Raw genomic sequence first — 12,819 nt, 5'->3', positions numbered from 1 at the left:
GTCCCCGCCTTCGCGGGAGAACAACCTTGCTTCGCCAACAGCCCGCTTGACCGTGTCCCCGCTCCATGAGACCATCGTTCACGATCCGTTCTCAAGGAGAGTCGCGTGGCCCTGACCCTGTATACCAACCCGATGTCGCGCGGCCGCATCGCGCGCTGGATGCTCGAAGAAGTCGGCGCTGCGTACGAGACGGTCGTGCTAGGCTACGACACGACGATGAAGGCCGAGGCGTATCGCGCGATCAACCCGATGGCCAAGGTCCCCGCGCTGGTCCACAACGGCAAGACCATCACCGAATGCGCCGCGATCTGCGCCTATCTCGCCGAGACCTTCCCCGACGCAGGCCTGGCGCCACACGCAGACGAACGCGCCGATTATTATCGCTGGCTCTTCTACGCCGCCGGTCCAGTCGAATCCGCTATTACCAACCGCTCGCTCGGCGTCGTCCCCACTGATGCGCAACAGCGCATGGTCGGTTATGGCAGCTTCGATGCCGTCGTGGACGTGCTTGAACGCGCCATATCCGCGCATCCCTACATCGCCGGCGACCGCTTTACCGCAGCCGACGTATATGGCGGATCGCAGATCCTGTTCGGTCTGCAATTTGGCTCCTTACCCAAGCGCGAGATATTTGGAGACTATGCCGCCCGCCTGATCGAACGTCCGGCATACAAGCGGGCAGGAGAGCTGGACGACGCGCTGATCGCTGCCGCAGCCTGAGGTCGACCGACGGCGTGTGACCGGTCATACCTGACCTCGTCATCCTGACGAAAGTCAGGATCCAGAGCCACGGAGGCTAGCTGTCGGTATCCTGGGTCCTGACTTTGGTCAGGATGGCGGCGGGGATTGGGCCTGCACGGCGCTTTTTGAAATTAGCTTTATAGCAGAAGCGGTTGCGTTCGCAGCCGAATGGCGCACAGCGGATCGACATCAAACGGGCAGGGGGCGTTGGATGCTCTCGGCGAGAAAGAGGGCCGACTCACGAATACGACCGGTAGCAATGGCCCATACAAACCTTGCCCTCACCCCTCCCACGGCCAAGTGGCCGCGCGCCCCTTCCCTCTCCCGTCGGGGACAGGGAGAGACGCGAAGGCGGCGATAGGTGAGGGCACGCCATCGATTGCAATCGTGGACGCTAAATTCGCTGGCTAGTCGACTGACTAACCACGGCCAATCCAAGCTAAACCAGTATCTACTACTCAGCCACTAGCCGACCCTTACAAAACCAGGATCAGGCCGCCCACTTCGCCAGCCAGTCGGCCAAGGCCTGCGGCCCCATCGACCGGGCATCCGCCAGTTCGGTTTCATGCCCGGCATTCAACAGCTTGTTGCTGCGCGGATCGACGATCAGCACTGCCGGCACGCCCTTGAGGCGACCTTTGATCCCGTAACCCGCCGCGATCTGCCCATTCTTGTCGAAGCGACCGACGTCGACCGTCACGACCACGAACTTGCTGTCAACGAAGCGCTTCATCTCGGGCAGGTCGATCGTCCCGGCGAGCAGTCGGCAGTCGAGGCACCAGTTGCCGCCGAGATCGATCAGCAACCGCTTGTGCGTCTTCAGCGCGCGCGCACGCGCCGCCGCGACCTGCGCATTGGCGTTAGCCGCCTCGTCATACGGCAGCGGCAAAGGCTGTGGCAGCTTGTCGAAGCTCGCCGTGTTGACGTGCGGTGCCGCGACCCTGCCACGGGGCGCCGCCGGTGCCGCTACCGCCGTGGCGAGCAGGGCGAGGGCGGCGATACGGCTCATCGACATCATTCATATCCTCCGATTACGGCATTGAGGAAGCTCGGGAACGGTCCGTTCCAGCCATCTTCCGGCGTTTCGACAACCGGCTCGCGACGACCACGATCCGGTTCCGCAGGAATGCGCTCCGAGCGCGCTGGTTCCGAACGGACCGGTTCAGATCGAGCAGGCTGGGTCCGAACAGGCTGGGTCCGAACGGGCTGCGAACGGACCGGCTCCGACCGAACAGACGCGGCGCGGACCGGTTCCACATACTGTGGCTCGGCCCGCACCGGTTCGACCTGAACTGGCTCAGCCTGCACAGGCGCAACCCGCACCGGCTCTGCAACGCGCGGCGCGATCGCAGGCACGGGCTCGTCGATCGGCGTCCGCTCCCACCGCGGGCGCTTGGCGACCACGACCGGCTCGACCGCAGCAAGCACCTCGGCGATGACCGCCGGGGCTACCGTGTCTTCGCGCGGTACGCGGCGAGTCCGAGGCCGATCGCGACCAGCCTCCTCGGCAACCGCGATCGGAGCCACGTCTTCCGAACGACCCCCGCGACGGCTCCGCGATCGATCGCGACGCGGCGCCTCGTCCTCGGCTTCCACGGCAGCCGGGGCCACGCCCTTAGGCTCGGCAACCTTCAGCCGCTCGATCGTCTGACCCGTCAGCTTCTCGATATTCTGGATATTCTCGGAATCGTCCGGCGCAACGAACGTGTACGCCGTCCCAGTCGCCCCAGCGCGACCCGTGCGGCCGATCCGGTGGACATAATCGTCCGGATGCCAAGGCGCGTCATAGTTGAACACCGTCGACACGCCCTTGATGTCGAGTCCGCGCGCCGCGACGTCCGACGCCACGAGGATCGTCACCGCGCCCGACTTGAACAGCTCAAGCTCGGCGAGCCGCTGCGGCTGTTCCATGTCGCCGTGAATCTCGCCCGACTTGTAGCCCGCCTGCTTCAGCACCTTGTTGAGGTCGCGCACCGTCGTCTTGCGGTTGCAGAAGATGATCGCGTTGGTCACCTCCTCCTGCGCAAGGATACGGCGCAGCGTATCGCGCTTGGCGGTCTGGCTCGGCACCGGCACCAGATACTGCTTGATGTTGAGGTTGGTCGATGCCGGGCGCGACACCTCGATCGTCTTGGGATTGGTCAGGAACTTGTCCGCCAGCTTCTTGATCGGCGGCGGCATCGTCGCCGAGAACAGCAAGGTCTGGCGCTGTTTCGGCAGCTTGGTGCAGATTTCCTCGATGTCGGGGATGAAGCCCATGTCGAGCATCCGGTCCGCCTCGTCGATCACCAGCATCGAACAGCCGTTGAGCATGATCTTGCCGCGCCCGAACAGGTCCATCAGCCGGCCCGGCGTCGCGATCAGGACATCGACGCCCTTCTCCAGCGCGGCGAGCTGGTCGCCCATCGACACGCCACCGATCAGCAGCGCCATCGAGAGGTTCGAATTCACCCCGTATTTCTCGAAATTCTCCGCGACCTGCGCGGCGAGTTCGCGCGTCGGCTCGAGGATCAGCGAGCGCGGCATCCGCGCGCGACTACGGCCATGCGCGAGAATGTCGATCATCGGCAGTACGAACGACGCGGTCTTGCCGGTGCCCGTCTGGGCGATACCGATGATGTCGCGCATCATCAGCACCGACGGGATCGCGCCGGCCTGGATCGGGGTCGGCTCGGTATAGCCGGAGTCGGTGACTGCCTTCAGCAGTTCGTCGGAGAGGCCGAGGTCGGCAAAACTCATGCAAATGTCCGGTAAATGGAGGGTGAAATGCACTGCCCTCAAGCGTTCCGGCGCTCGCCGATTTAGCGACAAATGTCAAGGAAACGCGGTGAATGGAGGATGGAGAGGCACCGGTGGCCGGCGCACTTCCGCAAAAATCCCGTCATCCTGACGAAAGTCAGGATCCAGAGCCAAGCAGCGTACCGTCGGTTACTCTGGATTCTAACTTTCGTCAGGATGACGGAACGGGTGACCTTGCATCCGCCAAGCACATTAGCGCATCCGCCAAGCACGTTAGCGGCCCGACCCCGCTACTTCTTCACCCGCAAACTCTTGAACCCATCGATCTCGCACCGCGCGCCAGAGCGCATCCGGATGGCGTCGCGATCCTTGCAGATCAGGCCGTCGGGCCCCGGCCTCAGATAGAAGCCCGAATAATAATCGAGCGGCCTGCAGTCGCCGTCGAGCCGCGCGCGCAACCGCGTCGTATCATCCATCACCAGGTCGACCGCGCCCTCCTTGTTCAGCATCGCGCCGGCGATCTCGGCGACCGCGATGCATTTGGGGCCCTTATGCTCCTTCCACTCCCGCGGCGGCGAGAAGGTCCGGGCAGGGGCCCGGCTCATCCGGGGCACGCGGATGATGACGCGCTGGTGGATTGAGATCTGCGCGACTTGCACACCATCCAGCGCGAACCGAGGCTGCGGGACATCGCGCCCGCCGGCAGAAAAGGGGGCCGCAGCGAAGGGGCCCGCGAGCGCGAGCAGGGTGGCGGGAATCGCGGGATGGATCATGTTGACGTAACCGTTAGGGCCAATCGTTGAACGCGCGATGAATTTTGTCTAGCGCTGCTCGCGTGGTTCAAATTCAGACAGCAACCCTGACGCCTTCGCAAGCTGCGATGCTGGCCGCGCTCGCGCCGCATCTCGACGCAAAGGCGATCGTCACCGACCCCGCCGACATCGATCCCTGGCTGCACGACTGGCGCGGCCGCTTTCACGGCACGGCGCCCGCGATGCTGTCGCCGACCTCGACCGCGGAGGTGGCGCTGATCGTCAAAGCCGCCGCCGAGCACAGCGTGCCGCTGGTCGCGCAGGGCGGCAACACCTCGATGGTCGGCGGCGCGACCGCGCCGTCGGACGGCAGTGCGCTGATCCTGTCGCTCCGCCGCCTGAACCGCATCCGCAACGTCGATGCTGAAGCTGGACTAGCCATCGCCGAAGCCGGCGTGATCCTCGCCGACCTCGACGGCGCCGCGCAAGGGCAGGGGTGGCGCTTCCCGCTGACGCTCGGCGCACGCGGCACCGCCACGATCGGCGGGCTCGTCTCGACCAACGCCGGCGGTACGCAGGTCCTGAAGTTCGGCACGATGCGCGGCCTCGTCGCGGGCGTCGAGGCGGTGCTCGCCGACGGCAGCATCCACGACGGCCTGTCCGCGCTGAAGAAGGACAATCGCGGCTATGACCTCGACCAGCTGTTCATCGGCGCGGAGGGCACGCTGGCGATCGTCACCGCGGCCACGCTCCGCCTCGCTCCGGCAATCGCGGCGCGCGGTACGGCGTGGGTCGGCATCGGGTCCCCCCAGGCTGCACTGAAACTCCTGCGTACGATGCAGGCGAAGACCGACGCGATCGAGAGCTTCGAGATTCTCCCCGCCGAGTCGCTCGACGCGGCGGTGGCGCATCTCCCGAACGCCCGCGCCCCGCTCGCCGGTCACCACCCCTGGCACCTCCTCATCGAGGCGACCGCAGCCTCCACCGAAGGCGAACCCCCCAGCTCGCTCCTCGAACGCCTGCTCGCCAAAGCGTTCGAGGACGGCGCGATCGAGGACGCCACGATCGCCACCAGCGAAGCCCAGTCGGACGCATTCTGGCTGCTCCGCGACTCGCTGTCCGCCGCCGAACGCGCGCTCGGCCCCGCGACGCAGCACGACATCTCGATTCCCGTGGAGACGATGCCGCGGTTCATGATCGAGGCGGCAGCAGCGTGCGACGCGCGCTTCCCCGGCACGCACGCCAGCGGCTTCGGCCATCTCGGCGACGGCAACGTCCATTTCCACGTCCGCGCCGCGCCCGGCACCGACCCCGAGCACTGGTATGCCGAGGACGCGCCCGTCGTCACCCGCTTCGTCGGCGATCTGGTGACGGCGGCAGGCGGCTCGATCTCGGCCGAGCACGGCATCGGCCAGATGAAGCGCGACGAACTCGAACGCCTCTCGTCGCCGGCGCGGATGACCGCGCTCCGGGCGATCAAGGCCGCACTCGACCCGCTGGGCATCCTCAACCCCGGCAAGCTCGTCTAAGGATAACGAACAATCCTCCCCCGCTAGGGGGAGGTGTCGCCGAAGGTGACGGAGGGGGAGGTAAGAACCACCTCTTTTCCGTGTCCTCCCCCTCCGTCGCCTATGGCGCCACCCCCACCCTTGCGGGGGAGGATCGAAGCTGGGGCCAGTCGCGTCCCACCCTCGAAAAGCGCGTCACACTTGCACCAGCCCGCCCCGCACCATACAGCCTCGCCCCAATCGGTGGCACCAGCCGCCGGCTCAAATCTGACCGATCCGGAGAGTAACATGGCCAGCGCCGCCCAGCTTCCGCTTTTCTACAACGGCCTCGAGCCGCTCTCGAGCGACACGCATGCCAACTACAAGGTCCGCCCGCAGGACAGCGCGCCGTTCCTGGTCGGCCAGCACGCCATCCCGATCACCGTCGACGAGTTCCCGCTGGTCCAGCGCCACATGCCGATCGTCTTCTCGACCGGCGACGATGCGATCCCGCTCGCGCTGATGGGCCTGAACGAGGGCGTCAACGTGTTCGTCGGTGACGACGGCAAGCTGACCGAAAGCACCTTCTACGTTCCCGCCTATGTCCGTCGCTACCCCTACATGCTCGCGCGCCTCCACCCGGACGCACAGGAGCTGTCGCTCTGCTTCGATCCGACGTCGCCGACGCTCGGCGAGTTCGAGGACGGCGATGCGCTGTTCGAGAACGGCCAGCCGACCGAGCTGACCAAGAACATCCTCGGCTTCAACGAGTCGTTCGAACAGGCCGGCGCGCGCACGCAGAACTTCATGAAGGAACTGCGCGAGCTCGACCTGCTGATGGACGGCGAAGTCACGATCCAGCCCGACGGTGCCGAGCAGCCGTTCGTCTATCGCGGTTTCCAGATGATCAACGAGGAGAAGCTGATCGACCTGCGCGGCGACGCGCTGCGCAAGATGAGCAAGTCGGGCATGCTCCCGCTGCTCTACGCGCACCTCTTCTCGTTGTCGTTGATGCGTGACATCTTCGCGCGCCAGGCGCAGCTCGGCCAGACGCCGCAGCCGCAGATGGCCGCGCCGACCCCGTTCAACGTCTGATCGCGACGGCATAGCCCTCTATCGAAGGAAGACACATGGCAGCGCAGGATCGTCCGAACGGACCCGTGCCGGACCGCTATTCGAGGGTGGCGATCTGGTTCCACTGGACGATCGCGCTGCTGGTCATCTTCAACATTGCGGTCGGCCTGCTGCATGATCCGGTGCCGGCGCTGCGCAGCCTGATGGGGGCGCACAAGGCGCTCGGCATCACCGTGCTGGTGCTGACCGCGGGACGGATCGCGTGGCGGCTGGCGCATCGCCCGCCGCCGCTGCCGATCCATACCCCGATGTGGGAAAAGGCGCTCGCGCATGCCGCGCACGCGGTGCTCTACGTATTCATGATCGCCCTGCCGCTGACCGGGTGGCTGATGGTGTCGGGCAGCGCCAAGCGTTCGCCGCTGAACTGGTTCGGTCTGTTCGACATTCCTTACCTGCCGGTGTCGGTCGCGACGGGTCGGTTGGGGCATGATGCGCACGGCGTTCTGGGCTGGATGATGCTGGCGCTCGTCGTCCTGCATATCGGTGCCGCGCTGCGTCATCACGTGCTGCTCCGCGATCCGGTTCTGGAGCGGATGGCCCCGGTTTTCCGGCGTCGCTGAACAGCCGACGGAACACCGCGCGAAAAATTATTTGCGGTGCGTCGCAACAAGGGTTGAACCAAAACGGGGCTCACCCATTTAGATCCTGTACGGCATCGTGTCCCCCCCTTTCGCGGCGCCGTACGGTACGCTTCTAGCGTACCTCCTCCCTGAACCTAGGCCACTCCGTGCGTCACGCACGGGGTGGTTTTTTTTTGGCCTTCCGACCCGCTCCGATCGAGCGCCGGGCCCATCCGCCGCCGCCGCCCGTTGCGCCCGCGTGCAATTGTTCGAAAGCCTCGATGCGATCCTGCTCGCCGCGCTGGTCCTGCTGGTCCTCGCGCGCAAGCTGAACGTCCCTTATCCCACCTTGCTCGCCGCAGCGGGGCTCGGCTTTGCGCTGCTGCCGTTCGCACCCAAGATCGCGGTCGAGCCGCATCTGGCGCTGGCGCTGTTCATCGCGCCGGCGCTGCTCCACGCCGCCTATCACACCAGCCCGCGGGCGTTGCGGCGCTACTGGTTCCCGCTCCTGTCGCTGGCGGTGTTCGCGGTGCTCGTCACCGCGGCGATGGTCGCGCTGGTTGGCATGACTCTCGGCGGCCTGCCGCTCGCCGCCGCGTTCGCGCTTGGGGCGATCGTCGCGCCGCCCGATGCCGCCGCTTCCGAGGCCGTGCTGGGCGAGGTCGGTATTCCCCGCCGCGGACTGTTACTGCTCCAGGGCGAAAGTCTGCTCAACGACGCCACCGCACTGCTCCTGTTCGGGCTCGCGGTGGCGTTTGCGACGCATTCGGACACGCCGGTGACCCCGCTCGCGCTCGCCGCCGCAGTGCCGGGCGGGATCGTCTTCGGCGCGCTGTCGGCATGGATCTATCTTCGCGTCGCACCGCTGTTCGCAGGCACGCTGGGCGCCAGCCTCGCCGATTTCGCAGTGACCTTCGGGATCTGGCTGCTGGCGGAGCGGCTGCACATTTCACCCGTACTGGGTGTCGTCACCTTCGGCATGATCGTGTCGCAGCGCCGTCCGATCGGCCAGCCGGCCCGCGACCGGCTTCAGAGTGCGGCGGTATGGTCGGCAGCGGTCCTCGTCCTCAACATCATCGCCTTTGCCCTCATGGGGCTGCAATCGCGCGACGTGCTGGAGCGTCTGCCGGCGGCCGAGCGCTGGCCGGCGATCGGGTTCGCCGCCGCGGTGCTCGCGACCGTGCTGGTGACGCGAGTCGCGTGGGTGTTCTTCGTGCGTTTCGTGGAGGGCGTGATCGCCAGCCGCTATGCGCCGTCCTGGCTTCCCAAGCCGCCGCCGTGGAATGCGTCGTTGATCCTGTCCTGGTCCGGCATGCGGGGGCTGCTGACGCTGGCCACCGCGTTCGCGTTGCCGAGTTCGGTGCCGGGCCGTGACCTGATCGTGCTCGCGGCGTTCGGCGTGGTGATCGGTACGCTGATGCTGCAAGGGCTTACGCTCGGCCCGCTGATCCGACGGTTGAACCTCGGCGCGGATTCCGGGCTCGCGGACGAGATCGCCCCCGCGCGCAAACGCCTGATCGAAGCCGGCCTCGCGGTGCTGCCCGCGCGTGCCGGCGAAGCGGCGGATGCGCTGCGCTTCCGCTATGGCGCGGCGGGCAAGGTCACCGCCGAGGCCGACGATCCGCAGGCCACCTCCGAATTCGACGAACTCCACCTCGAGATGATTGCCTGCCAGCGCGTCGTCCTCCACCGGATGCGCGACAGCGGCGAAATCGCCGAGGACGTCTATCGTCGGTTGCAGGAGGAACTCGACTGGTCCGAGGTCGACGCACGCTCGTTCGGCGACAATATCCTCACGGCGACCTGATCGCCCGGGTGAGCTCGACGGAACCACGTGCCGGGAACATCGGCGCAGGCTACGCTGTTTGAGAGAACCACCCACACCCCAGAACTGTCGTAGAAAGGGTCGATGCATGTCCGAGGCGAAATCATGAGCAAGTCCGTGAAGCCAGCACCGCCCACGACGCTCGTGATCTTCGGCGCGTTCGGCGATCTCACCCGCCGGCTGCTGATGCCGGCGCTGATCAACATGACGCGGCTGGGCCTGGTCGGCGACGACTTCCACGTGCTCGGCGTCGGCATCGACGAGGGGAACGACCAGACGCTCCGCGATGCGCTCGGCAGCTTCGATGCGAAGGGCGGCGAGGGCGCGGGCGAGAAGGGCGAGGCCTGGGCCCGCCTCAAGGATCGCGTCGGCTACCTCCAGGGCGATTTCACCAAGGACGACGTCTACGAAGCGCTCAAGACCCGCGTGACCGGCAACGTCGCGTTCTACTTCGCGGTGCCGGCCAAGTTCTTCGGCGATATCGTCGACAAGCTCGCGGAGCACGGCCTGATGGCCGAAACCCCGCACGCCTTCCGTCGGATCGCGATCGAGAAGCCGTTCGGCCACGATCTGGCCTCCGCGCGCGATCTCAATGCGCGCATCCTCGACAAGGTCTCGGAGGCGCAGGTCTACCGGATCGATCATTTCCTCGGCAAGGAAACGGTACAGAACATCATGACCGCGCGGTTCGCGAACATGATGATCGAGCGGGTCTGGAATTCGGACTGCATTGCGCATGTCCAGATTACCGCGGCTGAAACCGTCGATGTCGGCACCCGCGGCAAGTTCTACGATGCGACCGGCGCGTTGCGCGACATGGTGCCGAACCATCTGTTCCAGCTGCTCGCGATGGTCGCGATGGAGCCGCCCGCGAACTTCGATGCGGAGGCGATCCGCAACGAGAAGGGCAAGGTGCTCAAGGCCGTCCGCGCCTATTCGCCCGCGCAGGCCGAGCGCAACGGCGTCCGCGGCTCCTATACGGCGGGCAAGGTGCAGGGCCACGAAGTCCCCGACTACACCGCTACCGCCGACGTCGCGCCGGACAGCCATACCGAGACCTATGTCGCGCTGAAGCTGATGGTCGACACCTGGCGCTGGGCGGGAGTGCCGTTCTACCTGCGCACCGGCAAGGCGATGACCTGCCGCGACACCGAGATCGTGATCACCTTCAAGCCCGTGCCGTTTGCCTCGTTCCCGGGTGCCGCGGCGGACATGCTCCCGCCCAACCGCCTGATCATCCAGATCCAGCCGGACGAGGGGCTGAGCATGGACATCAACATCAAGCGCCCCGGTCTAGAAGTCGCGACCGCCCCGATCGCGCTCGATTTCCGCTACGCCGACGCGTTCGATATCGGCCACCTGACCGGTTACGAGTCGCTGATCTACGACCTGTTCGCCGGCGACCAGACCCTGTTCCAGCGCGCCGATGCGATCGAGGCCGGCTGGGCCGCGGTGCAGCCGTTCCTCGATCTATGGGCGACCGACCAGAGCATTCCGGAGCAGTACCAAGCCGGCACGCTGGGCCCGGCTGCGGCGGACGCGCTGCTCGCGCACGACGGCCACGCATGGCATGAACTGGCGCCAGCCGGCCAAACGGTGCCCTGACCTTCACCCCTCCCTGAAAGGGAGGGGCCGGGGGTGGGTAGGCCGCTTGGGATCCGTTTCGCCAGCCAACTGGCCGACCCAACCCCTCCCTTCCAGGGAGGGGAGCAAGTCGATCAAACCCGCTCGGTCAATTCGATCTCGCCCTCGACCTCCATCTCGTCCTCGTCGCCCATCTCATCCATGTCGGGCATCGTGAAGTCGGCCTTCCAGTCATAGACCTTCTCGACCCCGCCCTGCACCCAGACGCGGACCGCGCCCGAGGTGATCTCGCCGCCCATTGCGCCGACGAAGTCCGCCACCAGCGAATCCGCCGCATCCTCGTGATCCGTCGCGCCCGGGATCGTCGCGGCCGTCATCTCCTCGTCGAGTTCGATGATCTGCGCCCAATATTGCTTCGCCATGTGTCGCTCCTGCGTAAGATGAGATGCCGTCAGCCGGCGGTAATGATAGGATGATCCTCGCGCAGTCGGTCCGCCAGCCGCTCGACTGCGTCGACCTCGCTCGCGCTGCCCGACGGCGTCACCGCCCAGTTGCAATGCGCGTGCGTCGCGAGGCTGTAGACCTTCACATCGCCGACGATCAGCCGCCACCGCCGCCGATCGCCGCTATTGTACCGGACGAGGTTGGTGACGAACAGGCTCTGGAGATCCGATGCGGTCATCCGCGCCCCATAGCCACAACCGCGCACCCGCCGCCACCGCAAACGGGACGCCGTGGACCCCTTCCAAAATTCGGCGCGTTTGGGACGTCACGGGATCATCACCAGATACGGGAATTGCACATGGCCGGAACGGCATTGGTAGTGGGTACGAGCGGGATCGTCGGCAGCGCGACCGCGGCGGCGTTGGTGAGGGCGGGCTGGGCGGTATACGGCCTCGCGCGCCGGCCGACCGAACAGGACGGTGTGCAGCCGGTCGCCGCCGACTTGCAGGATCCAGGCAGCCTTGAGGCGGCCCTGACCGGCATCAGGCCCGATGCGGTATTCATCGCAACCTGGTCGCGCCAGGACAGCGAGGCGGAGAACATCCGCGTGAACGGCGGCATGGTCCGCAACCTGCTCGGCGCGCTCAGCCCCGGCGGCAGCGTCCGCCACGTCGCGCTCGTCACCGGGCTCAAGCATTATCTCGGACCGTTCGAGGCGTACGGGAAGGGCGTCCTCCCGCAGACCCCGTTCCGCGAGGAACAAGGGCGCCTCGACGTCGAGAATTTCTACTATGCGCAGGAGGACGCGGTGTTCGAGGCGGCGGAGCGCGACGGCTTCGGCTGGAGCGTCCACCGCCCGCACACGATCATCGGCAAGGCGGTCGGCAACGCGATGAACATGGGCACCACGCTCGCGGTGTATGCGACGTTGTGCCGCGAGACCGGCCGCCCGTTCCGCTTCCCCGGCTCGGCCGCGCAGTGGAACGGCCTCACCGACATGACCAGCGCCAGCCTGCTCGCCGATCACCTGTTATGGGCCGCGACCACGCCGACCGCCCGCAACGAGGCGTTCAACGTCGTCAACGGCGACGTCTTCCGCTGGAGCTGGATGTGGGGCCGCATCGCAGAATGGTTCGGGATCGAGCCCGCACCGTTCGACGCCACGATCCTGACGCTCGAAGACCAGATGAAGGATGACGCCGGCATCTGGCGCGAGATCGCCGCCCGCGAAGGCCTCGCCGAGGCCGACCTGTCCCGCCTCGCGTCCCCCTGGCACACCGACGCCGATCTCGGCCGCCCGATCGAAGTGGTCACCGACATGAGCAAGAGCCGCCGCCTCGGGTTCAAGGAGTACCAGCCGACCGACGACGCGTTCTTCGACCTGTTCGAACAACTCGGCGCGGACCGCCTGATCCCGTAACGACGACGGGGGTTAAAATCCTCCACCGCCAGGGGGAGGTGGCGCCGCAGGCGACGGAGGGGGAGGACACGGAGCGGCGGTTTCGCTTACCTCCCCCTCCGCCTGGCAAGGGCCAGCCACCTCCCCCTGGCGG

12 protein-coding genes are annotated in these 12,819 nt (G+C 66.5%); 7 read left to right on the top strand and 5 right to left on the bottom strand.

Going from position 1 to position 12,819, the window contains the following annotated elements:
• Positions 1-105 precede the first annotated feature (105 nt).
• Positions 106-720: a glutathione S-transferase family protein gene (locus tag H8S47_RS18040; RefSeq protein WP_187505157.1), complete on the top strand. Its 615-nt coding sequence runs from the start codon at positions 106-108 to the stop codon at positions 718-720.
• A gap of 511 nt (positions 721-1,231) precedes the next feature.
• On the opposite strand, the gene H8S47_RS18035 is transcribed toward H8S47_RS18040, so the two are convergent.
• The 3 genes from H8S47_RS18035 to H8S47_RS18025 all read right to left on the bottom strand — a co-directional run bounded on the left by H8S47_RS18035 (position 1,232) and on the right by H8S47_RS18025 (position 4,253).
• Positions 1,232-1,750 carry a thioredoxin family protein gene (locus H8S47_RS18035; RefSeq protein ID WP_187505159.1) on the bottom strand — a complete coding sequence of 173 codons (519 nt, stop codon included), beginning with the start codon at positions 1,748-1,750 and terminating at the stop codon, positions 1,232-1,234.
• Positions 1,751-1,755: 5 nt separating this feature from the next.
• On the bottom strand, positions 1,756-3,480 hold the full coding sequence (locus H8S47_RS18030; protein ID WP_187505156.1) for a DEAD/DEAH box helicase: 1,725 nt from the start codon (positions 3,478-3,480) through the stop codon (positions 1,756-1,758).
• A 290-nt stretch (positions 3,481-3,770) separates the two neighbouring features.
• Positions 3,771-4,253: a hypothetical protein gene (locus H8S47_RS18025; protein WP_187505155.1), complete on the bottom strand. Its 483-nt coding sequence runs from the start codon at positions 4,251-4,253 to the stop codon at positions 3,771-3,773.
• A 107-nt stretch (positions 4,254-4,360) separates the two neighbouring features.
• Here H8S47_RS18025 and H8S47_RS18020 point away from each other — a divergent pair, with 107 nt between their 5' ends.
• The 5 genes from H8S47_RS18020 (at position 4,361) to zwf (ending at position 10,843) form a co-directional block, all read left to right on the top strand.
• Positions 4,361-5,761, top strand: a complete 1,401-nt coding sequence (locus H8S47_RS18020) for an FAD-binding oxidoreductase (protein WP_187505158.1) — start codon at positions 4,361-4,363, stop codon at positions 5,759-5,761.
• Positions 5,762-6,028: 267 nt separating this feature from the next.
• Entirely contained in the window at positions 6,029-6,814 is a 786-nt protein-coding gene (locus H8S47_RS18015; RefSeq protein ID WP_187505154.1) for a SapC family protein, read from the top strand.
• A 35-nt stretch (positions 6,815-6,849) separates the two neighbouring features.
• A complete protein-coding gene (locus tag H8S47_RS18010; protein WP_187505153.1) occupies positions 6,850-7,413 on the top strand; it encodes a cytochrome b in 564 nt (187 codons plus the stop codon).
• Between the two features lie 259 nt (positions 7,414-7,672).
• Positions 7,673-9,220: a cation:proton antiporter gene (locus H8S47_RS18005; RefSeq protein WP_187505152.1), complete on the top strand. Its 1,548-nt coding sequence runs from the start codon at positions 7,673-7,675 to the stop codon at positions 9,218-9,220.
• Positions 9,221-9,343: 123 nt separating this feature from the next.
• On the top strand, positions 9,344-10,843 hold the full coding sequence (gene zwf, locus H8S47_RS18000) for a glucose-6-phosphate dehydrogenase (RefSeq protein ID WP_187505151.1): 1,500 nt from the start codon (positions 9,344-9,346) through the stop codon (positions 10,841-10,843).
• Between the two features lie 113 nt (positions 10,844-10,956).
• On the opposite strand, the gene H8S47_RS17995 is transcribed toward zwf, so the two are convergent.
• Both H8S47_RS17995 and H8S47_RS17990 read right to left on the bottom strand, forming a co-directional pair.
• A complete protein-coding gene (locus tag H8S47_RS17995) occupies positions 10,957-11,244 on the bottom strand; it encodes a hypothetical protein (RefSeq protein WP_056047554.1) in 288 nt (95 codons plus the stop codon).
• 29 nt (positions 11,245-11,273) lie between these two features.
• The gene (locus H8S47_RS17990) at positions 11,274-11,504 is read right to left on the bottom strand and encodes a hypothetical protein (RefSeq protein WP_056047557.1); all 231 of its coding nucleotides are present in this window, start codon (positions 11,502-11,504) and stop codon (positions 11,274-11,276) included.
• Between the two features lie 120 nt (positions 11,505-11,624).
• Here H8S47_RS17990 and H8S47_RS17985 point away from each other — a divergent pair, with 120 nt between their 5' ends.
• A complete protein-coding gene (locus H8S47_RS17985) occupies positions 11,625-12,686 on the top strand; it encodes an SDR family oxidoreductase (protein ID WP_187505150.1) in 1,062 nt (353 codons plus the stop codon).
• The last annotated feature ends 133 nt before the right edge of the window (positions 12,687-12,819 follow it).

This window comes from Sphingomonas albertensis (genome assembly GCF_014358075.1).
GTDB lineage: Bacteria > Pseudomonadota > Alphaproteobacteria > Sphingomonadales > Sphingomonadaceae > Sphingomonas > Sphingomonas albertensis.
Note: the sequence above shows the minus strand (reverse complement) of the source record. Positions and strands in the feature narration are given on the sequence as shown.